This window comes from Brevibacterium pityocampae (assembly GCF_039541555.1).
Taxonomy (GTDB): Bacteria; Actinomycetota; Actinomycetes; order Actinomycetales; family Brevibacteriaceae; genus Brevibacterium; species Brevibacterium pityocampae.
In genome coordinates this window covers 1-26,536 of sequence record NZ_BAABGL010000035.1, presented here as the reverse complement: position 1 = coordinate 26,536, position 26,536 = coordinate 1, and the positions used below count along the sequence as shown (strand labels likewise).

Genomic DNA, 26,536 nt, shown 5'->3' with positions numbered 1-26,536 from the left:
CCCCACTCGTCCCGGATTGCGGAATCCGCGTGCCCGGGCGCGTCGCGGACCGGGCCTCCCGCACCCCGGCGCCGACGGCCTCGCAGCCCGCCCCGCGGCCGGGGCCGAGCCGGGCCGGTGTTGGTATCCGCATCCCGGCTTGGGAATAATGGCGCGGGGAACCGGACCGTCGACGCCGACGGGCACCGGCCGGACGCGTCCGAGGAGGTGAGCACCGTGGCCGAACCGCCGAGTGCCGCCTGGGCCGCGCGCATGGACTGGCGCAGCGGGACCCTCGTGGCCGCCGCCCCGGGAGCGCCGCGGGTCGAGTGGCGGCCGCCGCCGCGGCCCGGAGTGCTGTCCCGGCGTCCGCTGCGCTTCTTCGAGGGGCTCGACGGCGGCTTCCGGCTCATCCGCTTCGCCCCGGCGCTCACCGTCGGGCTCTCCGCGATCGTCTTCACCCTGTGGACGCTGCTCATCGGCGTCGTGATCTCCGGCCTCGCGTGGGCGGGCACCGGGTTCCTCTCCGAGGTGTTCTCCGACCCCGATGCCGCCGCCGGCTTCTCGATCGTCGCCCAGTTCGGGGCCTTCGCGCTCTCGATCTCCTCGCTCTCCCTCGTCCACCTGCTCACCGGGGTCGGCGCCGTCGCGGCGCGGGCCGCCTTCGACTCCCGCCGCATGACCCTGCGCGCGGGCTGGCTGGCGCTGCGCGGGGTGCGCCTGCGCCTCGTGCTCGTCACCGGGCTGCTCGGCCTCGCCCATCTCCTCGCGCTCGCCGTGCTCCTCCTCCCGGCGCTCGTCGTCGCCGGGCTCGGGCAGAGCACCGCCTCGCTCGTGCTCACCGGCCTGGGGCTGCTCGGCTGGTGCGCCTTCACCCTCTACTTCGCGCTGCGCACGGCGTTCGTCGGCTGCACGGTCGCGCACGAGCGCCGCACGATCCGGCAGGCGTTCGTCCGCTCGTGGCGACTCACCGGGAGCGGGTTCTGGCGCACCCTCGGCCAGCTCCTGCTCGGCTGGTACCTCTCGAACCAGCTCGTCTCGATCATCATCACCCCGCTCGTCGTCATCGCCTACGTCCTGACGATCCTCGCCGTCATCATCGGGATCTCGAGCGGCACCGGCGGCACCGTGATGCTCCTCTCCGCGCTCGCCGTCGTCGCCGTCGTCGTCGGCGCGCTGACGATCGCGGCCACCGCGGTCCTCTTCGCCTACCTCGCCGGGCTCGTGTCCGTCGTCTTCTTCGACCGGCTCATGCGCGCCGAGGGCTACGACCTCGTGCTCCTGCGCCAGGCGGAGGCCGAGGCGTGAGCGCCTGGGCCGCGCCGCTCAACCCGGACCGCGACTCCGCACAGCGCTGGGCCGAGGAGGAGCTGTCGAAGCAGGAGTACCAGGAGGCCGACCTCACCCTCCTGCAGCGGCTGGGAGCCGCGATCTCCGACTTCTTCTCCGAGCTCACGGCACCGGTCGCCGACATCCGCTCCGTCTGGCTCATCGTGCTCGTCGTGCTCGTCGTCGCCGCCCTCGCAGTGCTCGTCGTGTGGCGGGTGCGGCGCGGCTCCGGCGGCAGCCTGAGCGACCCCTACCGGCCGCTCGCCGTGCTCGTGCCCGATGTCGACCCCGAGGAGCTGCGGGCACGCGCACGGGCCGCGGCCGCCGCCGGGGACTGGACCCCGGCGGTGCAGGACGCCACCCGCGCCCTCCTCGTGGGCCTGGGGCGGGCCGAGGTCATCGAGGTGACGACGGCGAGCACCGCCTCGGAGCTCACGACGGCCGCCGCCGCGGCCCGTCCCGCCGAGGCGGGCGCGCTCCACCGGGTCGGCCGCACCTTCGACGACATCACCTTCGGCACGGAGGCCGCTGCGGAGGCCGACTACGAGCGGGTCCGTGAGCTCGACCGCCGACTGACCGCCGGGGTGCGCGCATGAGCGCCGGCCTCGACGTCGCGGTGCGCGGCACTGCTCGCGCCGGCGGACCCGGGACCTGGCAGCGGGTGCGCAGCGGGGCCCGCTCCTCGACCGTGTGGGTGATCGCCGCCCTCGTCGTCCTCCTCGCCGCGATCGTCGGGTTCCTGTCGCAGACCGGCACGGAGGAGACCCGGCCGCTCCACTGGGAGTCGTCCGCGCCCGCGGGCGGGCGGGCCGTGATCGAGGTGCTCCGCGCCCGGGGCATCGAGGTGAGCACCACCGAGTCCTACGACGAGGCCGCGCAGCGCGCCGCGGACTCCGACGCCACGCTGCTCGTGTTCGACCCCGACTCCGCCCTCGCCACCGAGCACCGGCACCGGCTCCGCTCCGCAGCGGTGGATTCCGGATCCCCGCTCGTCGTCGTCGAGCCCGGGACGGAGGTCACCGACTGGTCCCCCGGCGTCCAGCAGGCGTACCAGACCGCCGCCGGGCCCGGCGGCAGCGCTCCGCTCGCCCCCGACTGCACGTGGGAGACCGCGCAGCGCGCCGGCACCGTGAGGGACTCGCCCGAGCGGTACGCCGCGCTCGGCGCCCAGGACTCCGAGGTCACGGTGTGCTACCACCAACCATGGGACCAGGCCGGCTACGGCGCGGTGACCCGGGAGGAGCTCGACGGCACCACCGTGACCGTGCTCGGCTCCCGGGCCTGGCTGAATAACGCGCACCTCGCCGACTCGGGCAACGCCGCCCTCGCCCTCGGCGCGCTCGGCGAGCGGGACTCCCTCGTCTACTACTACGCCGATCCGAACGACGAGACTCTCGGCGCCGGCCCGGACGACGAGCTGCTCGGCCCGTCGTTCGACCTCGTGCCCGCCTGGTTCTGGGTCGCCCTGCTGTGGCTGATCCCGCTCGGGATCGCGGCGATGCTGTGGCGCGGCCGCCGCTTCGGACCGCTCGCCGTCGAGCGCCTGCCGGTCGTCGTGCCGCCGGTGGAGACCGTCCTCGGCCGCGCCGGCATCCTCCAGCGCGCCGGAGCGCGCGACTCCGCGCTGCACACCCTGCGCACCGCCGCGCTGCTGCGCCTGGCCTCCGGCCTGTCGCTGCCGCCGCACTCCCGCACCCCGGAGATCTGCGCCGCCGTCGCCGCCCGCACCGCTCGCGACCCCGCCGAGGTGAACCGGCTCCTCGCCGGACCCGCCCCGAGCAGCGACGCCGAGCTCACCGCCATCGCCACCGCCATCGCAACCCTGGAGAGCGAGATCTCACCCCTATGAGCCACATCCCCCCGCAGCCGCCGAACCAGCCCGACGACCGGTTCCGCCCGCACCCCGGCGCCCATCCCTCCGGCGCGCACCCGGGGGCGGGGCAGCCTGCGGCACCCGCGCCGGGCCAGTACACCGGGTCCGGTCCGGGGCACCACCCCGCCCCGGGGCCGGGGGCGCCTCCCCCGGTGGAGCAGGGCCACGCCGCGTACGCCCCACCGACCCTCGAAGCCCGGCTCGCCGAGCAGCACCGGCTCGACGACCGCGACCACGCGCTGCGCGCCCGGCTCGAGGCGGTCCGCAGCGAGGTCGGCAAGGCCGTGGTCGGCCAGGAGCCGGCCGTCGACGGGATCCTGCTCGCGCTCCTGTGCCGGGGGCACGTGCTCCTCGAGGGAGTGCCCGGGGTGGCCAAGACGCTGCTCGTGCGCACGATCGCGCAGGCGCTCGACATGGCCTCCACCCGCGTGCAGTTCACCCCCGACCTCATGCCCGGCGACGTCACCGGTTCGATGATCTACGACACGCGCTCCGGGGACTTCGAGTTCCGGGAGGGGCCGGTGTTCACCCATCTCCTCATCGCCGACGAGATCAACCGCACCCCGCCCAAGACCCAGTCCGCCCTGCTCGAGGCGATGGAGGAGCGGCAGGTGTCCGTCGACGGCACCACCCGCACCCTGCCGAGCCCGTTCCTCGTCGCCGCGACCCAGAACCCCATCGAGTACGAGGGCACCTATCCGCTGCCCGAGGCGCAGCTCGACCGCTTCCTGTTCAAGCTCGTCCTCGAGCTGCCCGGTCGCGACACCGAGCTCGAGATCCTGCGCCGGCACGCGCACGGATTCGACTCCCACGACCTCGCCGAAGCCGGGGTGGGCCCGGTCGCCGACATCCCGACCCTGCTCGAGGCCGCCGAGCGGGCCGGCGGGATCCACGTCGCCCCCGAGGTGCTCGAGTACCTCGTCGACATCGTGCAGGCGACCCGGATCGCGCCCTCGCTCGCGCTCGGGGTGTCCCCGCGCGGCGCCACCCGGCTCCTCGCCGCCGCGCAGGCGCGCGCCTGGCTGTCCGGGCGCGGCTACGTCACCCCCGACGACGTCAAGCTACTCGTCCCGATGACCTTCCGCCACCGCGTCCTGCTCCGGCCCGAGGCGCAGATGGACGGGATCGGCATCGACCAGGTGCTCACCTCGATCATCGACACCACCCGAGCCCCGCGCTGATGGTCCCCACCTGGCGCTTCGTCCTCCTCGTCGCGCTCGCGGCGATCCCGGTGCTGCTCGTGCCCGGCTGGGACACCGCCGGGCTCGCGCTCGCCGCGGCCGCGTTCATCGCACTCCTCGACTGGCTCCTCACCCCGCGCCCGCGCCGGGTCTCCGCCCAGCGCACGCCCGGCCGCCGGGTGCGCCTCGGCGAGGACACGCACGCCACCCTCACGCTGCGCAACGAGGGCCGGCGCATGCAGCGCCTCCATGTCCGCGACGCGTGGACCCCGAGCGCCGGCGCCGCGGACGTCCGGTTCCGCACCCGGCTGCGCGCCGGTGAGTCCTTCGAGCGCGTGCTCACGCTCACCCCGACCCGCCGCGGGGTGCTCCCGGCCGACCGCCTCACCCTGCGCTCGCGGTCCTGGCTCGGCGTCCTCGGGCGGCAGACGAGCATCGACGTGCCTGCGAGCATCCGTGTCATGCCGCCGTTCCTGTCGCGCCGCCACCTGCCCTCGAAGCTCGCCCGGCTGCGCGAGCTCGACGGGCGCACCGCAGTGATGATCCGCGGTCTCGGCACCGAGTTCGACTCGCTGCGCGAGTACGTCCGCGGCGACGACGTGCGCTCGATCGACTGGCGGGCCACCGCGCGCGCTCGCGAGCTCATGGTCCGCACCTGGCGGCCCGAGCGCGACCGGCGGGTCGTCATCGTCCTCGACTCCTCGCGCCTCGCGGCGCGCCGCTGCGGCACCGGCACGGTGTTCGATGCCGCGCTCGAGGCCGGCCAGCTGCTCGCCGCGCTCGCCGCCGGCGGTGGCGACCGGGTCGACCTCCTCGTCGCCGATGCCCGGGTCCGCGCCCGGATCGGACCGATCACCGGGCGCGATCCGATGGGCCGGCTGTCGAACGAGCTCACCGACGTCGACCCCGAGCTCCTCGACGCGGACTGGGATGCGATCACCTCGGCCGTCATGCGGGCGGCATCCCAGCACTCGCTCGTCGTCCTCGTCACCGCGCTCGACCCGACGACGGTCGCCGAGGACATCCTGCCGGCCCTGCCCGTGCTGCGCGCCCGGCACTCCGTGGCGATCGCCTCGGTCGCGGACCCCGAGCTCGAGTCGATGGCCGCCCGCGTGCACACCCCGGCCCTGGCCTATCGGGCGGCGGCGGCCGAGCGGGAGCTCCTCGAGGTGCGCTCGGTCATCGGCTCGCTGCGGGAATCGGGCATCCATTCGGTCCATGAGCCCCCGGAGGACCTCGCCCCGGCGCTCGCCGACCTCTACATCTCCCTCAAGGCCACCGGCCGCCTCTGAGCACTCGATCTCCGAAGGTTCCTGGGAGCGGATCCGCCGTTCTCTGCACTCTCGACCGCCGTGGAATGCGTGCGACGCCGCGGCCGGGCTCAGTCGACGGCGACGACCTCGTAGCCGGCGCGGTCGTCCGACAGGTCACCGGTGTCGCCGGCGCGCAGCGCCGGCCGGCCGAGCACGATCGCATAGACGACGATGCCCACGGTGTAGAGCGCGCCGATCCCGATCCGGATGACGTCGGGCAGGCTCGAGGGGGTGACGAAGCCCTCGATGATGCCGGACAGGAAGAGGAGCACGACGAGTCCGAGCGCGACGGTGATGAGGGAGCGGGCGGCTCGGGCGAGAGCGGCGCGTCGGGTCCGCGGACCGGGCACGACCCAGGCGAGGAAGATCTGCAGGCCGGCCGCCGCGGCGATGAGGATGCACGTGATCTCCGGGATCCCGTGGGGCAGGATGTAGCGGAAGAACTCCGCCCCGTGGCCGAACTCGAACATGATCGCCCCGGACAGCCCGACGTTGAAGGCGTTGAGGATGAGGCCGAACACGATCGGGAAGCCGAGGATCCCGAGCGCCACCCACTGCACCGCGATCCACGCGTTGTTCGCCCACACCCCGACGGTGAAGAAGCCACTCGGGTGCTCGAAGTAGTAGTCGACGAAATCCTCCTCCGCGAGCCGCCGGCGCATCTCCGCATCGCCGAAGCCCTCGAGCACCGCCGGGTCGTTGTAGGCCCACACGGTGGTGAGGACGCTGATCCCGACGAAGAAGGCGAACACGCCGAGGAACATCCAGCGCAGGGAGTAGAGCGCGGCGGGCAGGGACACGACCCAGAACTGGACGAGCGAGCCGCGCAGGCCCAGCGGCACCCCGGTGAGCTGCATGCGCGAGCGGTGGACGATGCTCGACAGCCGGATCGACACCTCGGAGTCCGGTGCCACGGTCTGGATCCGCGACAGGTCCTTCGAGGCGGAGCGGTAGAGGGCGAGGAACTCCTCGGCCTCGCGCGCGTCGAGCGTGTTGCGGGAGGCGAGCGTCGACAGCCGGGCCCAGGCCGGTCCGTGGAGCTCGGCGAGCAGAGCCGGATCCATGGTGGACAGCATAGTCGGCACCGTCTGTGCCACGATAGTTCCCGTGAGCACACTCGTCACCGGTGAGGCGGTCGCCCTCGACGTGCGCGCGGCCTCGCTCGGGGCGCGCGCCGTGTCGTGCGCGATCGACTTCGTCGTCTACGGTATCGCCTACTCCGCGATCATGTTCAGCGCCGCCTGGGTGATCGACTGGAGCACGATCGTCGATTCGCTCCTCGGCCGGACGCTCACCCTGCTCCTCACCGTGCTCACCCTCGTCCTCATCCCGTGCACGGTCGAGGCGCTCACCCGCGGCCGCTCGCTCGGCAGGCTCATCTGCGGGCTGCGGATCGTGCGCGAGGACGGCGGGGCGATCACCTTCCGGCACGCCTTCATCCGCGCCCTGCTGTGGCAGTTCGAGGTGTTCGCCACCGGCGGCGGCCTGGCCGCGCTCGTCGGCCTGCTGTCCCCGCAGAGCAAGCGGATCGGGGACTATCTGGCGGGCACGCTGGCGGTGAACGAGCGGGCCGGGATGCCGCGCTTCGCACGGATCGCCGTCCCGCAGCACCTGGTGCCGTGGATCTCGCGCGCGGACGTCTCACCGATCCCGGCGGGGCTCCACTACCGGATGGTGCAGTTCCTCGTCACCGCCGAGCAGCGCACGCCCGCCTCCCGGCTCGACCGGGCGATCGAGCTCGCCGAGGAGGTCAACCCGTTCATCGCGCCGGCTCCTCCCCCGGGCACGCACCCCGAGGAGTTCCTCGCCGCGATCATCGGCCGCACCCGCCACGAGTACACGCTGCGGATGCAGCGCTCGGCGCGCTCGACCGAGGCCTTCCGCGCGCGGGTGGGCGCGCTTCCCTTCGGCCAGCGCCTCTGACCGGACCGGCACACCGGTTCGGTCAGCGGCACCGTGGCGCCCGGGCGGGTCCGATCCCGCTCCGGGCGCCGCGCTCACTCCGGGCGCAGCCGCAGTCCCTGCATCCCGCCGTCGACGGCGAGCGCGACGCCCGTGGTCGAACCGGCGAGCGGGGAGGCGAGGTAGGCGATGGCCTCCCCGACCTCGGCCGGGGTGACGAGCCGCCCGTGCGGCTGCCGGGCGGCGAGCGCGGACCGTTCCGCCGCCGGGTCCGGCGCGGAGTCGAGGAGCCGGCCCACCCAGGGGGTGTCCGCGGTGCCGGGGTTGACGCAGTTGACGCGGATCCCCTCGCGCAGGTGGTCGGCGGCCATCGCAAGCGTGAGCGAGGCCACCGCACCCTTGCTCGCGCTGTAGAGCGCCCGCTGCGGGAGCCCGGCGGTGGCCGCGATCGAGCAGGTGTTGACGACCGCGGCGCGGTCCGAGGCCCGCAGGTGCCCCAGCGCGGCCCGCGTCACCCGCACGATGCCGAGGACGTTGATGTCGAGGACGCGGCGCCACTCCTCGTCCGAGTTGTCCTCGATGGTCCCCTGCGCGCCGATCCCGGCGTTGTTGACGACGACGTCGATCCCGCCGAGCCGCTCGGCGGCCTCGGCGACGGCACGGCGCACGGAGGCATCGTCGCCGACGTCGCAGGCGATGCCGGTGAAGGCGGGGTCCGCCGCCTCGGGCCGGAGGTCGAGGACGGCGACCGCGGCTCCGCGCTCGGCGAGCGCGTGGGCGGCGGCGGCACCGATGCCCGAGGCGCCGCCGGTGACGATCGCCGAGAGCCCTGTCATGGATGCGTGCATGGTGTTCTCCTGGTTCTTCGGTCCGGTGGGCGGCGGTCGCCGTGCACCCGGGTTCGGCGGGCGGCGCTCAGGCGTCGACGAACTCGTGGCGCTGGCGGCCGAGCCCGGCGATCTCGACCTCGACGACGTCCCCGGCACGGAGATAGTCGAAGCGTCCCGACAGGGCCACGCCCTCCGGGGTGCCGGTGAGGATGACGTCGCCGGGCTCGAGCACGAGGTACTGCGAGAGGTGGTGGACGATCTCGTCGACGCCGAAGATCATGTCCCGCGTGTTCGAGTCCTGCCGGATCTCGCCGTTGACCCAGCTGCGGATCGTGAGGTCGGACGGGTCGAGCGCGTCCGCGCTGACGAACCACGGGCCGAGCGGGGAGAAGCCGGGGGCGCACTTGCCCTTCGACCACTGTCCGCCGGACTCGTGCATCTGGAAGTTCCGCTCGGACAGGTCGTCGGCGAGCACGTAGCCGGCGATCGCGGCGGCCGCCTCCTTCCGGTCGCCGAGGTAGGAGCACCGCTGCCCGATGACGATCCCGAGCTCGACCTCCCAGTCCGTCGTCGTCGACCGGCGCGGGATCCGGGCGGTGTCGTCCGGGCCGGCGATGGTGTTCGGGGTCTTGAAGAACAGCACCGGCTGGGCGGGCGGCTCGGCGCCGGACTCCGCGGCGTGCGCGGCGTAGTTCATCCCGATGCACAGCAGCGCCTGGGGATCGACGACGGGCGCGCCGATCCGCATGCCCGGGGTGACCTCGGCCGCGGGCAGCGCGCCCTCGGCGTGCGCGGCGGCGACCCGGGCGAGGCCGTCCTCGGCGAAGAAGCGCCGGTCGTAGGTCGCGGTGACGGACGAGGCTTCGAACCAGTCGTCACCGCCGTCGGGGCGGGCGATGCCGAGCAGCGGTGTCTCCGACCCGAGCGGGCCGACTCGCATGAGCTTCATGGGTACTCCTGACTGTGGGTGGTGGTGAGGTGGGTGGTCGTGGTGGTCTGCCGTGGGGCGGTCGGCGTGCGGAGCCCGACCGAGGGTCTCAGGTTCCGGCGAAGGACCTCAGCCGCCGGCCGCCGGGACGGCGGTGCCGAGGACCGAGGTCGTGAATCCGAGCCCCGCCCCGCCGCCGGTGCCGGACCCGCCGGACATGCCGGAGCGGAACCGCTCGAGCGCGCTGCCGAGGTGCTCGCGCATCGCCTGCGCGGCGTCGCGCGGGCGGCATTCGGCGATCGCGGTGGCGATCGCGACGTGCTCGCCGACGGTCGCGGTGCCGTCGAAGTCCTGCGGGTAGAGCCGGAACACGTGGAGGTGGGCGTGGAGGCTGCGGTAGGCGTCGAGGAGGAAGGGGTTGTCGACCGCGGCGAGCATGATCTCGTGGAACCGGACGTCGTGGGCGATGAGCTCGGCGCGCGGGTTCTGCGCCGACTCCTGCGCGGCGAGGTAGGACTCGAGCTCGTCGGCCATCCGCCGGCCCGGGTTCCCCACCCGGTCGACCGCCACGGTCGAGGCGGTCCAGGGCTCGATGAGCAGCCGCACCTCGAACATGTTGGCCAGCCCCCGCTCGTCGAGCAGCGCGGTCGTCGTGTATCCGCGGTTCTTGTCGCGGACGACGAGCCGGTCGCCCTCGAGGTGCTGGAGCGCCTCGCGCACCGGCGTCTGCGACACGCCGAGGCGGCGCGAGAGCTGGTCGATGTTCACCCGCTCCCCGGGTGCGATCGCGTTGCTCACGATGAGCGTCCGAATCTCCTCGAGCACGTCGATGCGGCCTGTCATGTCGCCTCCGTCGCAGATCACCCGGTGGAATCCGGGTCCTCCATGAATACCAGTTCGCCGCCTCATCGCGGCTGGGAATCCCAACCCTACATGATTTACAACGATCCTATCTGATGTGTAGGTTTCCTGTGAACATGCGATCCAGCCCATACCATTCGACGAAGAAGGAGGGCCTCCCGGTGTCACTCATCCGGGTCTACGACGACCGGTCCCCTAAGTCCCGGATGCTCGACGGCTCCGATGCGATGAATCCCGACCCCGACTACTCCGCGGCGCACGTCGAGCTGCGCACCGATGCCGCCGACGGCCTCCAAGGCCACGGCTTCAGCTTCACGATCGGTCGCGGCAACGAGGTCATGACCGCCGCGATCGCAACGCTGACCGACCACGTCGTCGGCCTCGACGCCGAAGAGCTCCTCTCCGACCTCGGCCGCGCCTGGCGACTCCCGTCCACGACTCGCAGCTGCGCTGGCTCGGCCCGGAGGAGGGCGTCATGCACATGGCCGCCGGCGCCGTCCTCAACGCTCTGTGGGACCTGCGCGCCAAGCGCGCCGGCCTGCAGCTGTGGCGCCTGCTGGCGGAGGTGACGCCCGAGGAGATCGTCGACATCGTCGACTTCCGCTACCTCACCGGCGCGCTCATTCGCGACGAGGCCCTCGACATCCTCCGCGCCGCGGAGCCCGGGCGCGCTGCTCGCATCGCCGAGCTCGAAGCCACCGGCTACCCGGCGTACACGACGACGCCGGGCTGGCTCGGCTACAGCGACGAGAAGCTCGTCGCCCTCGCGGAGCAGGCCGTCGCGGACAGCTTCACCCAGATCAAGCTCAAGGTCGGGGCGGACCTCGACGACGACCGCCGGCGCTTCGCGCTCGCGCGGCGGGCCGTCGGGGACTCCGTCGAGATCGCGATCGACGCGAACCAGCGCTGGGACGTCGCCGAGGCGATCGACTGGGTCACTGCGATGGACGACGACTCGATCGCCTGGGTCGAGGAGCCGACGAGCCCCGAAGACATCCTGGCCCATGCCGCGATCGCCCCGGGGGATCGCCCCGATCCCCGTCGCCACCGGCGAGCACGTCCACAACCGGGTGATGTTCAAGCAGATGCTCCAGGCCGGGTCGATGGAGGTGCTGCAGCTCGACGCGACACGGGTGGGCGGGGTCAACGAGAACATCGCGATCCTGCTGCTCGCCGCGAAGTTCGGTGTGCGGGTGTGCCCGCACGCCGGCGGTGTCGGCCTGTGCGAGGCCGTCCAGCACCTGTCGATGTTCGACTTCGTCGCGGTCTCCGGCACCCGGGAGCGCCGCTCGATCGAGTTCGTCGACCACCTCCACGCGCACTTCATCGAGCCGATCGACGTCCGCGCCGGCCACTACCGGGCGCCCCGCCTGCCCGGCGCGGGCATGGAGATGCACGCCGGATCGCTCGCCCGCTACGCCTACCCCGGCGGCGCCGAGTGGAGTGCGGCGACGGGCGCCGTCCCCGCGGCGGAGGCCGGCAGGAGCGAGGCGGTCCATGCCTGAGACCATCGCCCTCCGCACCGAGCTCCGGCCCGGCCGCGAGCTCGACTACAAACGATCCACGCGCAGATCCCCGCCGAGCTCGACACCACACTGCGCGACGCCGGGGTCCGCGGCTGGCGGATCTGGCGCGACGGCACACACCTCTTCCACCTCGTCGAGGTCGACGACTACGCCGCGATGCGCGCCGCCCTCGCCGACCACCCGGTGAACGTCGCCTGGCAGGCGCAGATGGACGAGCTCCTCGCGGTGCCCGACGACTACTCCGGACAGGACTCCGGCCTGCCGCTCGACTGGAGGCTGCCATGACCGCACCCGGGGATCTCGAAGTCCTTCCCCGGGGTCCGCGCGCTCGACGACGTGCAGCTCACCCTGCACGGCGGGGAGGTGCTCGGACTCATCGGGGAGAACGGCGCCGGCAAGTCGACGCTCATGCAGATCCTCTCCGGGATCCACCCGCCGGACGCCGGCCGGATCGCGATCAACGGCCGCCAGGTGGAGATCCTCACCCCCAAGGCCGCGGAGACGCTCGGCGTGTCGATCATCCACCAGGAGTTCAACCTCGCCGCCGACCTCAGCGTCGCGCAGAACATCTTCCTCGGCCGCGAACCCCGCAGCCTCGGGATGTTCGTGTCCGACGCGACGCTCAACGGGCGCGCCGCCGCGCTCCTCGAGCGGGTCGGCGTCGACCTCGACCCGCGCACCCGGGTGGGCGACCTCACCGTCGCCGGGCAGCAGATGGTCGAGATCGCCAAGGCGCTGAGCGTGCAGTCGGACATCCTCATCATGGACGAGCCGACCGCAGCCCTCAACGACGCCGAGGTCGCGGCCCTCCACGACATCATCCGCGGCTTCGTGTCGCCGACCACCGGCGTCATCTACATCTCCAACCGGATGGAGGAGCTCAAGCGGATCACCGACCGCATCACCGTGCTCCGCGACGGCCAGTACATCGACACCGTCGACACCCCGGACACCGAGCTGCGCACGGTGATCGCGATGATGGTCGGGCGGGAGATCACCGCGGCCGAGGAACTGGCACCCGCGCACATCGATGCGGCCGCTCCCCCGGCCCTCGAGGTCGAGGGACTGTCGACGAAGCGGCTGCTGCGCGACGTTTCCTTCTCCGTGCGGCGCGGTGAGATCCTCGGCTTCGCCGGGCTCATGGGAGCCGGCCGGACCGAGGTGGCGCGCGCCGTCATCGGCGCCGACCCGCACACCGCGGGCACGATCCGGCTCGACGGCACCCCGGTGCGGCTCGCCTCGCCCGCGGCGGCCGCCGCGGCCGGCATCGGCTACCTGTCCGAGGACCGCAAGCACCTGGGCCTGCTCCTCGACCGCAGCGTGGCGGACAACATCGCGCTCAGCAGCCTGCCGAAGCTCAGCACCGCCGGGTTCGTCCGCACCGGGGCGATCCGCGCAGCCGCGCTCTCCGCGGTCGACACGCTGCGGATCAAGACCCCGTCGATCGGCCAGCAGGTGAAGAACCTGTCCGGCGGCAACCAGCAGAAGGTCGTCATCGGCAAATGGCTGCTCCACGACTCCGGGGTGCTGATCTTCGACGAGCCCACCCGCGGGATCGACGTCGGGGCGAAGGAGGAGATCTACGCCCTCCTCCAGTCGCTCGCCGAGCAGGGGAAGGCGATCATCGTGATCTCCTCCGAGCTGCCGGAGGTCCTGCGCCTGTGCCATCACGTCGCGGTGATGAGCGAGGGCCGGTTCGCCGGCACGCTCGACGCCGCCGAGGCGAGCCAGGAATCGATCATGGAGCTCGCGACGGCCCACTCCCAGGTCACCGTCCACTCCGCACCCCAGCCCACCGACACCCGTGACCGAGGAGGTCCTCGCCATGAGCACCACGACCACTGAGACCCGGGCCGCGGGCCCGACCGCGAGCGGCCCGCCGCAGCGCACCGGACTGCTCTCCCGGCTCCGCAGCTCGCTGCAGCAGATGCTCGCCTTCGTCAGCCTCATCGTGCTCTTCATCTTCTTCACCGTCGCCAACCCCGATTTCGCTTCGGTGTCGAACATCTCCGGCATCCTGCTCGCCACCGCGGTCATCGGCATCCTCGCGCTGGGCACGACCTTCGTCATCATCACCGGCGGCATCGACCTGTCGATCGGCACCGGGATGACCCTGTGCTCGGTCATGGTCGGGGTGTTCCTCACCTACTAGGGGCTGCCGCTGTGGGTCGGGGTGCTCGGCGGCATCACGTTCGGCGCGCTCATCGGGCTCGTCAACGGCTCGGTGATCTCCTTCCTCGGCATCCCGCCGTTCATCGCCACCCTCGCGATGATGATGGTGGCCCAGGGCCTCGCCCTCGTGATCTCCGGCACCAAGCCGATCTACTTCACCGAGACGCCGGGCTTCTTCAACGTCGCCATGGGCCGATCGATCCCCGGCCTCGTCATCCCGAACGCGGTGATCATCATGTTCATCGCCGCGATCATCGCGTGGGTGCTGCTCTCCCGCACGGTGTTCGGCCGCTACACCTTCTCGATCGGCTCCAACGCCGAGGCGACGGCCCTGTCGGGCATCAACGTCCGCCGCTGGCAGGTCATCGTGTACACGGTGGCCGGCTGCTTCACCGGACTCGCCGGCGTGATCATGGCCTCCCGCCTGTCCTCGGCCCAGCCGGGCCAGGGCATGGGCTACGAGCTCGAGGCGATCGCCGCGGTGATCATCGGCGGGACCTCGCTCCAGGGCGGCAAGGGCTCGATCATCGGCACGGTGATCGGCGCGCTCATCATGTCCCTGCTCACCAACGGCCTGCAGATCATGTCGATCCCGCAGGAGTGGCAGAAGGTCGTCGTCGGCGTCGTCATCCTCATCGCCGTGTTCGTCGACATGGTGCGCCGCAAGCGGCAGGAGTCGACATGAGCTGGGACGCCTCACCCGCGGGCCTCCCGCCCCCGGTGCGCACGCCGCACCGGACCCGCACCCTCGCACCAGCAGCACCAGCACCACCGCAGACCACCCATCAGCACCACCGTCCACGAACGAAGGAGTTCACATGAAGCGCTCACTGTGGAGCACGGTCGCCGCCGGCGCGGCGATCCTCACCCTGGCCCTGTCCGGCTGCGAATCCACCGAGTCCGGCGGGTCAGGCGGCGGGGAGGGCGACCAGCCCTACATCGCCATCGTGTCCAAGGGGTTCCAGCACCAGTTCTGGCAGGCCGTCAAGCAGGGCGCGGAGGAGGCCGCCGCCGAGCACGACGTCCGCGTGACGTTCGAGGGCCCGGAGACGGAGACCGACGTCGACCAGCAGATCCAGATACTCACCACCGCCCTCGACAAGAACCCGGACGCGATCGCGCTCGCCGCCCTCGACTCGCAGGCCGCGGCCCCGCTGCTCGAGCGCGCCCAGTCGTCCGACATCCCCGTTATCGCCTTCGACTCCGGCGTCGATTCCGACATCCCGGTGACGACCGCGGCGACGGACAACACGGCGGCTGCGGCGGAGGCCGCGAAGCACATGGCCGAGGCGATCGACGGCTCGGGCAAGATCGCGATCGTCGCCCACGACCAGACCTCGTCCTCCGGCCGCGACCGCCGCGACGGGTTCGTCGGGTACATGGAGGCCAACGAGCCCGACATCGAGATCGTCGACACCCAGTACGGCGGCGGCGACCAGCTCAAGTCGACCGACATCGCCAACGCGATGATCGAGGCCAACCCCGACCTCGCCGGGCTCTACGGGACCAACGAGGGCTCGGCGGTCGGCGTCGTCAACGCGGTCAAGGAGAAGGACGTCGTCGACTCCGTCACCATCGTCGGCTTCGACTCGAGCAAGGCCCAGCTCGACGCGATCCGCGAGGGCACGGAGTTCGGCGCCGTGACCCAGAACCCGGTGGGGATCGGTCGCGAGACCGTCGAGGCCGCGGTCAAGGCGCTCGCCGGCGAGGACCTGCCGGAGACCATCGACACCGGCTTCTACTGGTACGACAAGGACACCATCGACTCCGAGGAGATCAAGCCCAACCTCTACGAGTGACATCGGATCCGGCGGCGCGGCGGGACCGCGCCGCCGGACCGGGCTCCTCCGCCGCGGTGCGGCACGCACCGGCCGAGACAGCGAAATCCTGCGGTTCCGTTCTCAGGAACCGCAGGATTTTGCCGTTTGGCTGTGCCGCTGTGCTGTGCTGTGCCGCGCGGGGTGGCGGGATCAGTAGCGGTAGTGCTCGGGCTTGTAGGGGCCTGCCACGTCGACGCCGATGTACTCCGCCTGCTCCTTGGTGAGCTCGGTGAGGTGCGCGCCGAGCGCCGGGAGATGGAGGCGGGCGACCTTCTCGTCGAGCACCTTCGACAGCCGGTGCACGCCCGGCCGGTAGTCGTCGTGGTTCGTGAAGAGCTCGAGCTGGGCCATGACCTGGTTGGTGAACGAGGCGCTCATGACGAACGAGGGGTGGCCCGTCGCATTGCCGAGGTTGAGCAGCCGGCCCTGCGAGAGCACGACGAACGAGGTCTCCTCCCGGTCGAGCCCGAGCTCGGCGGGCACCGGGATCGTCCACTCGTGGACCTGCGGCTTGATCTCGACGATCTCCACCCCGCTGTGCTTCTCGAGGCCGGCGAGGTCGATCTCGTCGTCGAAGTGGCCGACGTTGCCGACGATCGCGCCGGGCTTGAGGCGGGTGAGGAGATCGGTGTCGACGACCCGGGTGTTGCCGGTGGTGGTGATGACGAAGTCGGCCTGCCCGATCGCGGCCTGCGCGTCGACGACCTCGTAGCCGTCCATCGCCGCCTGGAGGGCGCAGATCGGGTCGATCTCGACGATCTGCACGCGCGCCCCCTGGCCGCGCAGCGCCTCGGCGCTGCCCTTGCCGACGTCGCCGTAGCCGATGACGAGCGCGACCTTGCCCCCGATGAGCGCATCGGTAGCGCGGTTGAGGCCGTCGGGCAGGGAGTGGCGGATGCCGTAGCGGTTGTCGAACTTCGACTTCGTCACCGAGTCGTTGACGTTGATCGCCGGGAACGGCAGGCGGCCGGCCTCCGCGAGGCGGTAGAGCCGGTTGACGCCGGTGGTCGTCTCCTCGCTCACGCCGAGCAGCCCGTCGCGGATCCGGGTCAGGCGCCCGGCGTCCTCGGCCAGCGACTCGCGCAGGCGGGCGGCGAACACGCGGGCCTCCGCCGAGGCGTTCTCGCCGGGCTCCGGCACGCCGCCGGCCGCCTCGGCGTCCGCGCCCTCCATGACGAGCATGGTGGCGTCGCCGCCGTCGTCGAGGATGAGGTTCGCGCCCTCGGGGAAGCGGAAGATCTGGTCGGTGCACCACCAGTACTCCTCGAGCGTCTCGCCCTTCCAGGCGAACACGGGGACGCCGGCGGGCTCCTCGACGGTGCCCGCGCCGACGACGACCGCGGCGGCCGCCTCGTCCTGCGTGGAGAAGATGTTGCACGACGCCCAGCGGACGTCGGCGCCGAGCGCGGTGAGCGTCTCGATGAGCACGGCGGTCTGCACGGTCATGTGGAGCGAGCCGGCGATCCGGGCGCCGCGCAGCGGCTGGGAGTCCCCGTACTCCTCGCGCAGGCTCATGAGTCCGGGCATCTCGCGTTCGGCCAGGCGGATCTGGTGGCGGCCGGCCTCGGCGAGGGTGATGTCGGCAATGCGGTGTTCGAGCACGTGAGTCCTTACTGTCCGTCGGGTGTGCGTCCAGTCTAGGGTCGATCGTCGGCGCGGACGAGTGCGAGCACGTCCGCGGTGAGGGCGGCGGTGCGCGCGGCGTCCGGGGTCTCGCAGTTGAACCGGACGAGCGGCTCGGTGTTCGACGGGCGCACATTGGCCCAGAAGTCCGCCCCGGTGAGCGTCACCCCGTCGAGCTCGTCGACCGTGCCCGCGCCGAACGTCCCGGCCCGGGCGGCGTCGCGGAACCGGGCGAGCGCGGCGGCCGGGTCCGCCACGGTGGAGTTGATCTCCCCAGAGCCGGCGTAGGGGTCGAGATCGGCGAGCAGCGCGCTGAGCGTCCCGCCGGTCTCCGCGAGCGCGGCGATGACGTGGCAGGCGGCGAGCATGCCGCTGTCGGCGCCGGAGAAGTCGCGGAAGTAGAAGTGCGCGGAGTGCTCGCAGGCGAACACCGCCCGGTGCTCGGCCATGAGCTGCTTGATCCCGGAGTGGCCCACCGGGGTGCGCACCGGCCGGCCGCCGGCCGCGCGGATCGTCTCCGGCACCGCGCGCGAGGTGATGAGGTTGTGGAGCACGACCGGGGTGTCCTCCCCGGCGGCGCGGGCGCGGGCGATCTCGCGGCGGGCGACGAGCGCGCCGATCGCCGAGGCCGAGGTCGCCCGCCCGGTCTCGTCGATGACGAAGCAGCGGTCGGCGTCGCCGTCGAAGGCGAGCCCGAGGTCGGCGCCGGAGTCGACGACGGCGGCCTGCACGTCGACGAGGTTCGCGGGGTCGAGCGGGTTCGCCGGGTGGTTGGGGAACGTGCCGTCGAGCTCGGTGTACATCCCGCGCACGTCCAGGGGCGCCGGGGCGGCGAGCGCGGCGGTGCCGAACACCTCGGGCAGGAGCTTGCCGGCCATCCCGTTGCCGCAGTCGGCGATCACGGTGAGCGGCCGGCGAAGGCCCGTGATGCCGGTCTGCGCGCGGATCGTCTCCGCATACCCGACGGCGAGCTCCCGGGCCGCGTCCGGGTCCGGCCGGGGTTCCGCGGCCGCCGCCGGGTCGCCGGCGGCGGGGTCCGGCGGGGCGTCGAGGGCGGAGTCGGCGATCGCGTCGAGGCCGCCGGCGCGGGAGATCCCCGCCGCGTGCGGGCCGCACACCTTGATGCCGTTCCAGCCGCTCGGGTTGTGGCTCGCGGTGACCATGAGGCCGGGCAGGCCGGAGCGCCCGGAGGCGAAGTACAGCTGGTCGGTCGAGCACAGGCCGAGCAGGGTGGGTGCACCCCCGGCGGCGGCGACCCCGCGGGCGAGCGCGCGGGCGAATCCCAGGGAGTCCGGGCGCATGTCCGCGCCGATGACGACCCCGGCGGTGCCGTGGCGGGCGCGCATCGTGCGCACCGTGCCCCAGCCGAGCGCGAACAGCAGGTCGTCGTCGAGGTCGTCGCCGACCCGGCCGCGCAGGTCGTAGGCCTTGAGCGCGCGGGACAGCCGGGAGGAGCGGTCCGTCATTCCTCGGGGTCCCCGACCACGCGCAGGTGGCCGTGGCTCCGCGCGACGGGGGCGGGCCCGGCGGCCGGCGCGGGCTTGGGCCGAGCGGCCTCGCGCACGGCGTCGGCGATCGCGAGCAGGTCGTCGCGGCTGCGTTCGGGCTGCTCCTCGCCGGCCCCGAGCCGGATGAGCTGCCAGCCTTGCGGGGCGATGAGGCGCTCGGCGTGGCGGGAGCAGAGGTCGTGGGCGCCGGGCTCGGCGCGCATCGCGAGCGGACCGATGACCACGCAGGCGTCGGCGTGGACGTACGTCAGGGTCCACGCGGCGCTGTTCGCGCAGTTCGTCTTGGAACACAGTCTCACTCCGGGCACACCACGAGAGTCTAATACAATCGGCCCCATGTCCCGCTCCCACGCCCGCGACCGGCACGCTCGCGACCGGCACGGCCGCGGCCTGCGCGGGGAGATCTTCTCCGCCCCGGTGCCGAGCGCGCGCTCGCGCGCCGCGCGCTTCGACCGCCTCGCCGCGCGCATCATGGACCGGATCCGCTCCCGCGCGGACGGCGAGCTCGACGGGGTCGTGCTCGCCGTCGACCGGGTGCCCCCGCCCACCGGTGCCGTCGAGCTCGGACGCGTGTTCCCGGCCACCCCGGGCCGGCCGGCGACGATCGTCGTCCACCGGCTGCCGATCGCCTCGCGCTGCGCGGACCGCGAGGAGCTCGTCGACCTGCTCGGCCGGATCATCGGCGAGCAGGCCGGGCTGCTGTGCGGCCGCGATGCCGCCGAGCTGTGGCCCGAGGCGCGCGGCTGACCCCCGCCCGCCGCGCCTGCCGTCCCGCGCCCGGCGCACCCCGGCGCAGGCTCAGTGCCCGAGGCGGATGTCGCGGTAGCCAATCCCGGTGGGCGGCGCGGGCACGACGAGCCCGCTGATCCCGGCCTCGCTCACCGCCATCGCCGCGGCATGGACGCGCACCCCGTCGGGGGTGTCGAAGCGCAGCCCGGTGACGGCCTCCCCGAACAGCGCGCTCGGCGTCACCGTGCTCGCCCGGTCCGGGGACAGATCGACGGCGTGCGGCTCCGTGCTCGTCCCGTCCTCGCGCACCCCGGTGAGCACCACCTCTCCGTCGGCGCTGCCGAGCACGACCTCCGCCGCCGGCCCGCGCGGCAGCAGGAGGAGCTGGCCGGCGCGCAGCGGAGCCGTCGCGGGCACCTCGGCGAAGTCGCCGTCGGCGGTGAGGCGGGCCCCGGCGTGGACGGGGGCGTCGGCGCTGATCCGCACGACCCCGGCCGGGACCTCGCCGAGCGCGACCTCCACGGTGCCGTGGGCCGGGATCGCGGCGGAGCCCACCTCGATCTCCACCGGGCCGTCGGCGCCGAGGTACTCGATGCGCGCGCTCGCCGCGGTGTCACCGGGGTTGACGATCCGCACCGCGGCGGAGCCGGCCGCGGCGAGGGGGACCTCGGCGGTGGAGCCGGCCGGAGCGGTCGGGACCCCGTACTCGATGCCGAGCGCGGTCAGACCGTCGCGCTCGATCTGCTGGAGTGCGGCGGTCATGAGTCCGCCGGCGGCGCGCAGCTCGATCCCGAGCACCTCCTCGTCCGGGGCGAGCGCGCCGAGCTGGACGGCACGCTGCTCGCCCGGCGCCAGGCTCAGCGCGTCCTCCCCGGCGGCGGGGACGCGGCCGTGCGCACCGCGCAGCGCGATCTCCACGGTGATCGGCGAGGCCGAGGGGTTGCCGATGAGGAGCCGGGAATCGGCGCCGGCGGCGGTGCCGCCGGCGGTGAGCACCGCGCGGGTGGCCGGCCGGGTGCAGCTGAGCGCGGCGAGCCCGGCGAAGTCCCCGGAGTCGGCGGCGACGGTCTGCGCGGCGGACACCAGGGCGGGGTGCTCCTCCGCGGCGAGCCCGGTGATGCGGGTGGGCGCGTCGACGAGGTCGTCGCCGGTGACGAAGCCGCGGGAGGTGCCGACGGTGAAGTTCTCCGCCCCGTCGAGGGATTCCGAGCGCAGACCGGCGGCCTGCGCGGTGCCGTCGGGGGCGGAGGTGAGGACGGTCGCCGACTGCACCGTCGCCGGCGGGGCGGGATCGGTGGAGAACTCCGCGTCGGTGCCGGCGGCCTCCTCCGCCGTCTGCCAGGGCCCGGGGCACACGGACACGGTGTCCGAGGCGGGCAGCCGGATCTGCTCCGGGCCGCGCTGCACGGAGCCTCCCGCGAGCGGGGTGAGGAAGCCGGTGGCGGCGATGAGCACGCCGGGCACCGCGATCCCGGCGAAGGTCACGAGGGACCGCAGGTTGCGCTCGCTGATCATGCTTCGGCCCTCCTCGGCGGTGCGGTGCGGCGGACCGGGACGGCACGGCTGCCCCCGGTGCGCAGCGGTGCGTCCGACCGGCCGAAGGGCAGCGCGGTGATGACGGCGAGTCCGAGCACGACGAGGCCGGTGACGGCGAGCACGGTGTGACCGGCCCGGCGGTCCTCGAGGGTGCCGCTGCCGCCGGCGGCGGGGACGGCGTGGGCGGTGCGCCACCCGGCCTCGGCCGCGGGCAGCGGCGCGCCGCCCAGGCGCACCGAGGTGAGTCCTGCGCGCTCGGACACGACGAGGGTGCGTCCGTCCTCGCCGGCGGGGATCGTGAACGCCCCGTCGTGGACCTCGACGGGTTCGACGATCCCGTCGGGGTGGACGAGGGAGACGGCGGAGATCGGCGCGCCGTCGGTCTCGACCTGCCACAGGCGGCCCTGCGCCGAGTCGCCGAGCCGGGTCAGCCCGGTCGACACCGACACGTCCCGGCTCAGCGAGTCCTCGGCGGTGTCGCGGACGACGACGAAGCCCACGGCGAGCTCCTGCAGCGCCGGGCGCACATCGGAGCCGTCGCCGGCGGTGAGGCCGCCGATCGCGGTGGCGAGCGCGGTGTCGGCGGCGTCGAGGGGCTCCGGGCGGCGATCGAACGGCCCCCCGCCGATCCGCTGCGCCTGGTGGAGGGTCGCAGTGGTGAGCACGGTCCCGGTGCCCGGCCCGGCGAGCTCGCCGTAGAGCTGGCCGTCGCGGGTGTCGAGGACGAGGGTGCGCTGGCCGAGCGGGCCGGTGGCGCGCTCGGTGGCGAACGCCGGCAGCGGGGAGTCCGGGGTGCGGGTGAGCGCGAGCCCGCCGAGCAGTGACTGGGCGGTGAATACGCCGAGCACGAGCAGGGCGGCGCCCGGGACGAGGATGCGCAGGCTCACCGAGCGCAGCCGGGAGGCGCGGTCGAAGTCCGCCGGCCACAGGGCGCAGGCAATGAGCCCGACCGCGCCGAGCCCCATGAGGAGCAGCGAGTCGCCCGGGTAGGAGGCGATGAGCCGGTCGGCGGTGAGCCCGGCCTCGAGCGCGGACTGGACGATCCCGCCGGCGAGCCCGGCGCAGTAGAGCACGGTGGAGGCGAGCAGCAGGCCCAGCGAGTTCTTCACCCGGGTGAGCGCGAGCGCCCCGGCGAGCAGGAGCGGGAGCATGAGGGCGAGCAGGATCCACGGGGTGGCGCCGTCGGGCAGCCACTGGTCGAGGAGCGCGGACCCGGGCCGGGCGGCATAGCCGAGACCGAGCTCGTAGCTCGCCGGGGTGGCGAAGTCGAAGGGTGCACCGGGGTTGGTGAGGAACACATCGAGGTGGCGCACGGCGGAGACGAGCCAGGGGGCGAACAGGCCGAGGGTCGGCAGCAGGGTCCAGACGAGGCCGGGGCGACGCAGCACGACGAGGAGGACGAGGAGCGCCGCGGTCACCGGCAGGACGAGGAACGGGGCACCGGCGAGCACGACGGCGAGCGCGAGTCCGGCCCCGGCGGCCGCGGTGGCGCGGCGCAGGCGCACGGCCCGTTCGAGCGCCCAGCAGGCGACCGGCGCGAGCAGCCAGGCCACGACGGTGCCGAGGCGGCCCTCGAGCAGGGCGAGGAGGAGCGCCGGGGAGCAGGCCCAGACGAGTGCGAGCAGCCCGCGGATGCCGGCCGGCGGTGCGAGACGCGCGGCGCACAGGTACATGATGAGGGCCGCGCCCGGCAGCGCGGCGAACCACAGCACGCGCACGAGCAGGTCGAGGTCGCCGAGGAACGGCAGCGCGGCGATGAGCAGGACGGTGAGCAGCGGGTCGGCGGGCAGCGCGGAGCCGAGCCCCTGGCGGTCGACCGGGGTGAGGATCCGGTCGAGGACGGCGCCGGCGGGGACGTCGAGGCGCGGGAGCGCGCCGCCGGTGAGCGCACCGGGCCCGGCGAGCGAGTGGAGCATGAGGCCGGAGGCGATCCCGGTGGCGACGAGGACCGCGGTGAGCGGGTGGAGGAGGAGGCTGCGGCGGCCGGCGACCTCGATCGTCGAATAGCGCGCGACCTCGCCGGCGGTGTCGAGCGGACCGGCGTCGCGCTCGTTCTCCGCGGCCGGCTCCCCGTCGTCGCGCAGCTCGCGCCGGGCGATCTCGAGGGCGTGCCGGCTCGCGAAGAGGACGGATGCGGGATCGCGGCCGGAGCGGGTGCGCCGGACCCGGGCGGTGGCACGGGCGTCGGCCGGGAGCGCGAGGAGGGCGCGGAGGTTCCAGGCCGCGCGGCGCGGGTCGTTGGCCAGCAGGCAGCCGAGGGCGGCGAGGAGCGCGGCGGCTCCGAGCCGGACCATCGTCCAGGTGGTCCGGGACCGCGGGGTGAGCGCGAGCCGGTACCGGTGCTCCTCGCGCAGGGCGCGCGGGCTCGGCAGGGGGCGGGCCGAGGAGCGGTACGGCCCGGCCTCGGGCACGGCGACGACCGCACCGGGCGCGAGCTCGATGCGGTACCCGGCGGCCCGGATCCGGCGGCAGTACTCGATGCCGCGGTACGCCGGGTCGAGCGCGGGGGACGGCACGCCGATGGCGCGCACGAGCGCGGCGGGGACGAGCATCCCCGGGACGTCGACGGCGAGCACGTCCTGCCGGCGGTCGTACTGACCGGCGTCGGTCTCGCCCGGGGTCACCGGGTTGACGCGCAGGCCGTCGGGGGTCGTGGTGACCCCGGCGGACACGAGCAGCGGGGCTGTCGGACCGGCCGTCGTGACGACGGGTCCGACGGCACCGAGGGTCTCGGCGGTGTTGAGCGCCTCGATGAGGAGCGAGAGCGCGTCGGGATCCGGCTCCGCGCCGGGGGTGAGGAACCAGACGTACTGCGAGCGCTCGAGGACGGGCGCGGAGGCGGCCTCGGCGTGGGTGTGGACGCCGGCGCGCGCCGGGCCGGAGGACAGCGCGAGGAAGCCGGTGACATCGGCGTGGTCCCGGCGCAGCGCGGCGAGCCTGTCGGGTGCGATCGGCCCGTCGTCGAGGTCGACGACGACGGTCACCGCAAAGCTCACACCACCTGCTTCTTCAGCCGGCGGCGCTCCCTTTCCGACAGTCCGCCCCAGATCCCGAAGCGCTCGTCGTTCTCGAGCGCGTACTCCAGGCACTGCGTGCGCACCTCGCAGGAGGCGCACACCTTCTTCGCCTCACGCGTGGAGCCGCCCTTCTCCGGGAAGAACGCCTCCGGGTCCGTCTGCGCGCACAGGGCCTGGTCCTGCCAGGACAGCACGCCGTCCTCGAGTCCGCCGAACAGCAGCGAGAGCGGGGACACGGCGGCCTCGGCCTCGGACCGGGTCGGGATCGGCGAGAGATCCGTGGGGTCGAGCGAGAGCGGGTCCGGGACGAAGCCGGGCGCCGGGCGGGTCGGGTCGACGAACCAGTCCTCCGCGGTGCGCTCGGTCACCGACGGATAGTGCGGCGCCCGCCATTCCTCTGCGTGATGTCGCGCTTCTGACACGATTTCCCCCTGCTCTGCGTTCGGGTCCGGACGGCGCTGCCGCCGCTCCGTTCCCGGTTTTCCCCTACCGAAATTACACGCGTGTCATTACCCATAAGTCAACCCCGCGAGTGCTAGATGGACCGGCCCGCGTCTCGCTATTCGAACAGGCGTTCCCCGGCGTTCCGGCACATGTCACTACATCTTGGGCTGCGGCACCCGCTGGACCACAACCTGTGGGATCTCCGGCACCGGCGGGAAGTTTCCCATGATTGTGACTGTTAGCTCGAGTTGGCGGCTTTCTGCAGCTGGAGGTGGCGGCTTCAGGTGATGCCGATGACGAGCGTGGAGCGGGCGGCTTCGACGACGTCGTCGGTGATGGTGTTGAGATCGTTGATCTTCATGATGCGTTCCATCTGGGTGAAGAGTCGGTCGACGAGGCGGAAGTTGCCGCGGGTGATGCGAGCGACCGCCGCGAGGGCTTGGGCGTCGGTGAAGTCGTCGGGGTCGAGGGTTTGGCCGAGTTTGCGCCAGCGGCGTTCGAGGACGAAGCGGAGTTCGTCTTCGGCGAGGGGCCGGTACTCGTGGGCGAAGCCGACGCGGCTGTAGAGCTGTGCGTAGCGGCTGAATTGCTTCTCGATTCCTGGCATTCCGATCAGGATGAGCGCGGTGTTGGTGCGGTCATAGCTGTCGCGTAGGTACTCCAGAGCGGCAGGGCGAAGTCGTTCGGACTCGTCAATCATGATGAGTTCGACGTGCTTGTCCCAGTGCATAACCGGTCCTTGTCGCGTGCCGTTCTTGTTCAGGTGTTGGTCGATGCAGATCGCCACGCGAGAGGTGATGTGGGTGAGGTCTTGCATGAACTGGCGAGGGCTGGCGAGGACCTGCGGGGTGTAGAACACGGTTCGCCTTTGGGCTAAGGCGGCGTAGACCTGGTGGTCCGAGTCATCGCGGGGCCCCCATTGTTCCAGGAGTTTCTCGGCCTTGTGCCAGTTGGCATATCGCCTGGCCGACAGGGTTTTGCCGATTCCTGCCTGCCCGTAGCAGATGCCGATGGTGTGTTGCCGGCGCACGGCATCGGCGAATTCGGCGAACCTGCGGTGTTCTTTGGTGGCGACGAATCGTTGCTGGGGCATCAGTCATCCTCAAGGTAGGTCCGCAGTTTCGGCTTCTTGTTGCTCGGACGTTCGACGGGAGTCGGTTGCGGCGTGGGTGGAGGCACCGGTTGGTGTCGGGTGACGGCGGCGAGGCGTTCGTTGATCTGGCCGCGCAGCTCGCGGCGTCGGGCGGCGCGTGCTGCCTGGACGTCTTTGAGGCTGACGGTGGCGGCGACGTGGTCGGGGTCGACGGCTTTGCAGATGTATTGGTCTTTGTGGAAGACGCGGATTTCTGAGATGTCGCGGGGATCGTAACGGATGATGACCGGCTCTTTGACGTAGGCGGCCAGCAGTGGAGACATATAGCGCAGGCCTTGGAAGTGGACGCCGTCGCGGTGGACGATGCGAGGTTTGGCTACGGTCAGCAGCAGCAGGTTGAGGTGATCGACAGTTTCGGGCAGGCGGGGCAGCCATCCGTCGCCGAGCCACGCTTGGTGCGGAGATGCTGTGGTCTCTGGGTGCTCGCGCTGGTGATAGTCATCGGCGATGAACGCCCCGATGGCGTCGTCGAGGTCCGGCAGTGTCAGCACGGGGTCGGGGTGGCGGTGGCCCTCGGCGAGATGGCCCGGAAGGGTGGCCAGGAGTTCGATGTTGATGGTGCCGAAGATCCGCTCGATTTTGCCGCGCCCCTGCGGCCTGGCCACTGCGGAGTAGATGATTTCGAAGTGCAGATCCTTGGCGGTCTGGGAGAGATGGTCGCTGGTGAAGTCGGTGCCGTGGTCGACGTAGAGCCGGTCGGGGATGCCGCACATCGGCCAGTGCGGGTCGTTTGGGCTGTGTCAAGGAATGTGGACAGTCCCTACGAGTTTTCCTTCTCTGCTCAGGCCGCCTGGACGAGGTCTTCAGCGGCG

The 26,536-nt window shown here is 72.7% G+C and carries 24 protein-coding genes and 1 pseudogene; 13 read left to right on the top strand and 12 right to left on the bottom strand.

Features of this window, described 5'->3' with window-relative positions:
* The first annotated feature begins 216 nt into the window (after positions 1-216).
* Genes ABD883_RS12680 through ABD883_RS12660 form a run of 5 tightly spaced genes read left to right on the top strand, consistent with a single transcriptional unit; the run spans position 217 to position 5,654 of the window.
* Positions 217-1,287, top strand: coding sequence for a hypothetical protein (locus tag ABD883_RS12680; RefSeq protein WP_295690396.1), 1,071 nt, complete (start codon positions 217-219; stop codon positions 1,285-1,287).
* Positions 1,284-1,904, top strand: coding sequence for a DUF4129 domain-containing protein (locus tag ABD883_RS12675; protein WP_247618891.1), 621 nt, complete (start codon positions 1,284-1,286; stop codon positions 1,902-1,904). Before ABD883_RS12680 ends, ABD883_RS12675 begins: the two co-directional genes overlap by 4 nt.
* Positions 1,901-3,157, top strand: a complete 1,257-nt coding sequence (locus ABD883_RS12670) for a DUF4350 domain-containing protein (RefSeq protein WP_345032567.1) — start codon at positions 1,901-1,903, stop codon at positions 3,155-3,157. The genes ABD883_RS12675 and ABD883_RS12670 overlap by 4 nt, the downstream gene beginning before the upstream one ends.
* Complete coding sequence (locus ABD883_RS12665) at positions 3,154-4,362, top strand: AAA family ATPase (protein ID WP_295689546.1); 1,209 nt, start codon at positions 3,154-3,156, stop codon at positions 4,360-4,362. The genes ABD883_RS12670 and ABD883_RS12665 overlap by 4 nt, the downstream gene beginning before the upstream one ends.
* The gene (locus tag ABD883_RS12660) at positions 4,362-5,654 is read left to right on the top strand and encodes a DUF58 domain-containing protein (RefSeq protein WP_295689549.1); all 1,293 of its coding nucleotides are present in this window, start codon (positions 4,362-4,364) and stop codon (positions 5,652-5,654) included. Before ABD883_RS12665 ends, ABD883_RS12660 begins: the two co-directional genes overlap by 1 nt.
* An 89-nt stretch (positions 5,655-5,743) precedes the next feature.
* Here ABD883_RS12660 and ABD883_RS12655 read toward each other — a convergent pair whose 3' ends face one another.
* Positions 5,744-6,739 carry a stage II sporulation protein M gene (locus ABD883_RS12655; protein ID WP_295689551.1) on the bottom strand — a complete coding sequence of 332 codons (996 nt, stop codon included), beginning with the start codon at positions 6,737-6,739 and terminating at the stop codon, positions 5,744-5,746.
* 43 nt (positions 6,740-6,782) lie between these two features.
* Between ABD883_RS12655 and ABD883_RS12650 the strand changes: the two genes are divergently transcribed.
* Positions 6,783-7,598 (top strand): RDD family protein, encoded by an 816-nt coding sequence (locus ABD883_RS12650; protein ID WP_247618896.1) that lies wholly within the window; start codon positions 6,783-6,785, stop codon positions 7,596-7,598.
* 74 nt (positions 7,599-7,672) lie between these two features.
* On the opposite strand, the gene ABD883_RS12645 is transcribed toward ABD883_RS12650, so the two are convergent.
* From ABD883_RS12645 to ABD883_RS12635, 3 genes are all read right to left on the bottom strand, one after another.
* Positions 7,673-8,425 carry an SDR family NAD(P)-dependent oxidoreductase gene (locus tag ABD883_RS12645; RefSeq protein ID WP_247618897.1) on the bottom strand — a complete coding sequence of 251 codons (753 nt, stop codon included), beginning with the start codon at positions 8,423-8,425 and terminating at the stop codon, positions 7,673-7,675.
* Positions 8,426-8,492: 67 nt separating this feature from the next.
* Entirely contained in the window at positions 8,493-9,356 is an 864-nt protein-coding gene (locus ABD883_RS12640; protein WP_247618898.1) for a fumarylacetoacetate hydrolase family protein, read from the bottom strand.
* A gap of 108 nt (positions 9,357-9,464) precedes the next feature.
* Positions 9,465-10,178: a GntR family transcriptional regulator gene (locus tag ABD883_RS12635; protein ID WP_295689557.1), complete on the bottom strand. Its 714-nt coding sequence runs from the start codon at positions 10,176-10,178 to the stop codon at positions 9,465-9,467.
* A 224-nt stretch (positions 10,179-10,402) separates the two neighbouring features.
* Between ABD883_RS12635 and ABD883_RS12630 the strand changes: the two are divergent.
* The 6 genes and pseudogenes from ABD883_RS12630 to ABD883_RS12605 all read left to right on the top strand — a co-directional run bounded on the left by ABD883_RS12630 (position 10,403) and on the right by ABD883_RS12605 (position 15,693).
* Positions 10,403-11,701: pseudogene (locus tag ABD883_RS12630) on the top strand (enolase C-terminal domain-like protein).
* 54 nt (positions 11,702-11,755) lie between these two features.
* On the top strand, positions 11,756-12,007 hold the full coding sequence (locus ABD883_RS12625) for an L-rhamnose mutarotase (RefSeq protein ID WP_345032629.1): 252 nt from the start codon (positions 11,756-11,758) through the stop codon (positions 12,005-12,007).
* 51 nt (positions 12,008-12,058) lie between these two features.
* Entirely contained in the window at positions 12,059-13,567 is a 1,509-nt protein-coding gene (locus tag ABD883_RS12620; RefSeq protein WP_295689559.1) for a sugar ABC transporter ATP-binding protein, read from the top strand.
* Positions 13,548-13,874 carry a hypothetical protein gene (locus tag ABD883_RS12615; protein ID WP_247618901.1) on the top strand — a complete coding sequence of 109 codons (327 nt, stop codon included), beginning with the start codon at positions 13,548-13,550 and terminating at the stop codon, positions 13,872-13,874. The genes ABD883_RS12620 and ABD883_RS12615 overlap by 20 nt, the downstream gene beginning before the upstream one ends.
* A gap of 21 nt (positions 13,875-13,895) precedes the next feature.
* Complete coding sequence (locus tag ABD883_RS12610) at positions 13,896-14,579, top strand: ABC transporter permease (protein WP_247618902.1); 684 nt, start codon at positions 13,896-13,898, stop codon at positions 14,577-14,579.
* A 133-nt stretch (positions 14,580-14,712) separates the two neighbouring features.
* A complete protein-coding gene (locus tag ABD883_RS12605) occupies positions 14,713-15,693 on the top strand; it encodes an ABC transporter substrate-binding protein (RefSeq protein WP_247618903.1) in 981 nt (326 codons plus the stop codon).
* A 171-nt stretch (positions 15,694-15,864) separates the two neighbouring features.
* On the opposite strand, the gene ahcY is transcribed toward ABD883_RS12605, so the two are convergent.
* From ahcY to ABD883_RS12590, 3 genes are read right to left on the bottom strand one after another with little or no spacing between them, the layout of a single operon-like run.
* On the bottom strand, positions 15,865-17,316 hold the full coding sequence (gene ahcY / locus ABD883_RS12600; protein ID WP_265808454.1) for an adenosylhomocysteinase: 1,452 nt from the start codon (positions 17,314-17,316) through the stop codon (positions 15,865-15,867).
* 35 nt (positions 17,317-17,351) lie between these two features.
* Entirely contained in the window at positions 17,352-18,803 is a 1,452-nt protein-coding gene (locus ABD883_RS12595; protein ID WP_265808453.1) for a phosphohexomutase domain-containing protein, read from the bottom strand.
* Complete coding sequence (locus tag ABD883_RS12590; protein ID WP_345032556.1) at positions 18,800-19,144, bottom strand: DUF3499 family protein; 345 nt, start codon at positions 19,142-19,144, stop codon at positions 18,800-18,802. Before ABD883_RS12590 ends, ABD883_RS12595 begins: the two co-directional genes overlap by 4 nt.
* A gap of 37 nt (positions 19,145-19,181) precedes the next feature.
* On the opposite strand from ABD883_RS12590, the gene ABD883_RS12585 reads away from it, so the two are divergent.
* Positions 19,182-19,592 carry a metallopeptidase family protein gene (locus ABD883_RS12585; RefSeq protein ID WP_265808452.1) on the top strand — a complete coding sequence of 137 codons (411 nt, stop codon included), beginning with the start codon at positions 19,182-19,184 and terminating at the stop codon, positions 19,590-19,592.
* Between the two features lie 51 nt (positions 19,593-19,643).
* On the opposite strand, the gene ABD883_RS12580 is transcribed toward ABD883_RS12585, so the two are convergent.
* The 5 genes from ABD883_RS12580 to ABD883_RS12560 form a co-directional block, all read right to left on the bottom strand.
* Positions 19,644-21,089 (bottom strand): DUF5719 family protein, encoded by a 1,446-nt coding sequence (locus ABD883_RS12580; protein WP_345032552.1) that lies wholly within the window; start codon positions 21,087-21,089, stop codon positions 19,644-19,646.
* Positions 21,086-24,106: a hypothetical protein gene (locus ABD883_RS12575; RefSeq protein WP_345032550.1), complete on the bottom strand. Its 3,021-nt coding sequence runs from the start codon at positions 24,104-24,106 to the stop codon at positions 21,086-21,088. The genes ABD883_RS12580 and ABD883_RS12575 overlap by 4 nt, the downstream gene beginning before the upstream one ends.
* The gene (locus ABD883_RS12570; protein ID WP_295689568.1) at positions 24,103-24,495 is read right to left on the bottom strand and encodes a WhiB family transcriptional regulator; all 393 of its coding nucleotides are present in this window, start codon (positions 24,493-24,495) and stop codon (positions 24,103-24,105) included. The genes ABD883_RS12575 and ABD883_RS12570 overlap by 4 nt, the downstream gene beginning before the upstream one ends.
* A gap of 356 nt (positions 24,496-24,851) precedes the next feature.
* Entirely contained in the window at positions 24,852-25,664 is an 813-nt protein-coding gene (locus ABD883_RS12565) for an AAA family ATPase (protein WP_345032548.1), read from the bottom strand.
* Entirely contained in the window at positions 25,664-26,437 is a 774-nt protein-coding gene (locus ABD883_RS12560) for a Mu transposase C-terminal domain-containing protein (RefSeq protein ID WP_345032546.1), read from the bottom strand. Before ABD883_RS12560 ends, ABD883_RS12565 begins: the two co-directional genes overlap by 1 nt.
* Positions 26,438-26,536: the final 99 nt, after the last annotated feature.

Excerpts from the sequence above, each read along its gene's own strand:
- ABD883_RS12605 (WP_247618903.1), top strand. The coding sequence starts at position 14,713 with ATGAAGCGCTCACTGTGGAGCACGGTCGCCGCCGGCGCGGCGATCCTC.
- ABD883_RS12670 (WP_345032567.1), top strand. The coding sequence starts at position 1,901 with ATGAGCGCCGGCCTCGACGTCGCGGTGCGCGGCACTGCTCGCGCCGGC.
- ABD883_RS12585 (WP_265808452.1), top strand. The coding sequence starts at position 19,182 with ATGTCCCGCTCCCACGCCCGCGACCGGCACGCTCGCGACCGGCACGGC.
- ABD883_RS12635 (WP_295689557.1), bottom strand. The coding sequence starts at position 10,178 with ATGACAGGCCGCATCGACGTGCTCGAGGAGATTCGGACGCTCATCGTG.
- ABD883_RS12615 (WP_247618901.1), top strand. The coding sequence starts at position 13,548 with ATGAGCACCACGACCACTGAGACCCGGGCCGCGGGCCCGACCGCGAGC.
- ABD883_RS12565 (WP_345032548.1), bottom strand. The coding sequence starts at position 25,664 with ATGCCCCAGCAACGATTCGTCGCCACCAAAGAACACCGCAGGTTCGCC.
- ABD883_RS12595 (WP_265808453.1), bottom strand. The coding sequence starts at position 18,803 with ATGACGGACCGCTCCTCCCGGCTGTCCCGCGCGCTCAAGGCCTACGAC.
- ABD883_RS12645 (WP_247618897.1), bottom strand. The coding sequence starts at position 8,425 with ATGCACGCATCCATGACAGGGCTCTCGGCGATCGTCACCGGCGGCGCC.
- ABD883_RS12665 (WP_295689546.1), top strand. The coding sequence starts at position 3,154 with ATGAGCCACATCCCCCCGCAGCCGCCGAACCAGCCCGACGACCGGTTC.
- ABD883_RS12640 (WP_247618898.1), bottom strand. The coding sequence starts at position 9,356 with ATGAAGCTCATGCGAGTCGGCCCGCTCGGGTCGGAGACACCGCTGCTC.
- ABD883_RS12655 (WP_295689551.1), bottom strand. The coding sequence starts at position 6,739 with ATGGATCCGGCTCTGCTCGCCGAGCTCCACGGACCGGCCTGGGCCCGG.
- ABD883_RS12580 (WP_345032552.1), bottom strand. The coding sequence starts at position 21,089 with ATGATCAGCGAGCGCAACCTGCGGTCCCTCGTGACCTTCGCCGGGATC.
- ABD883_RS12560 (WP_345032546.1), bottom strand. The coding sequence starts at position 26,437 with ATGTGCGGCATCCCCGACCGGCTCTACGTCGACCACGGCACCGACTTC.
- ABD883_RS12660 (WP_295689549.1), top strand. The coding sequence starts at position 4,362 with ATGGTCCCCACCTGGCGCTTCGTCCTCCTCGTCGCGCTCGCGGCGATC.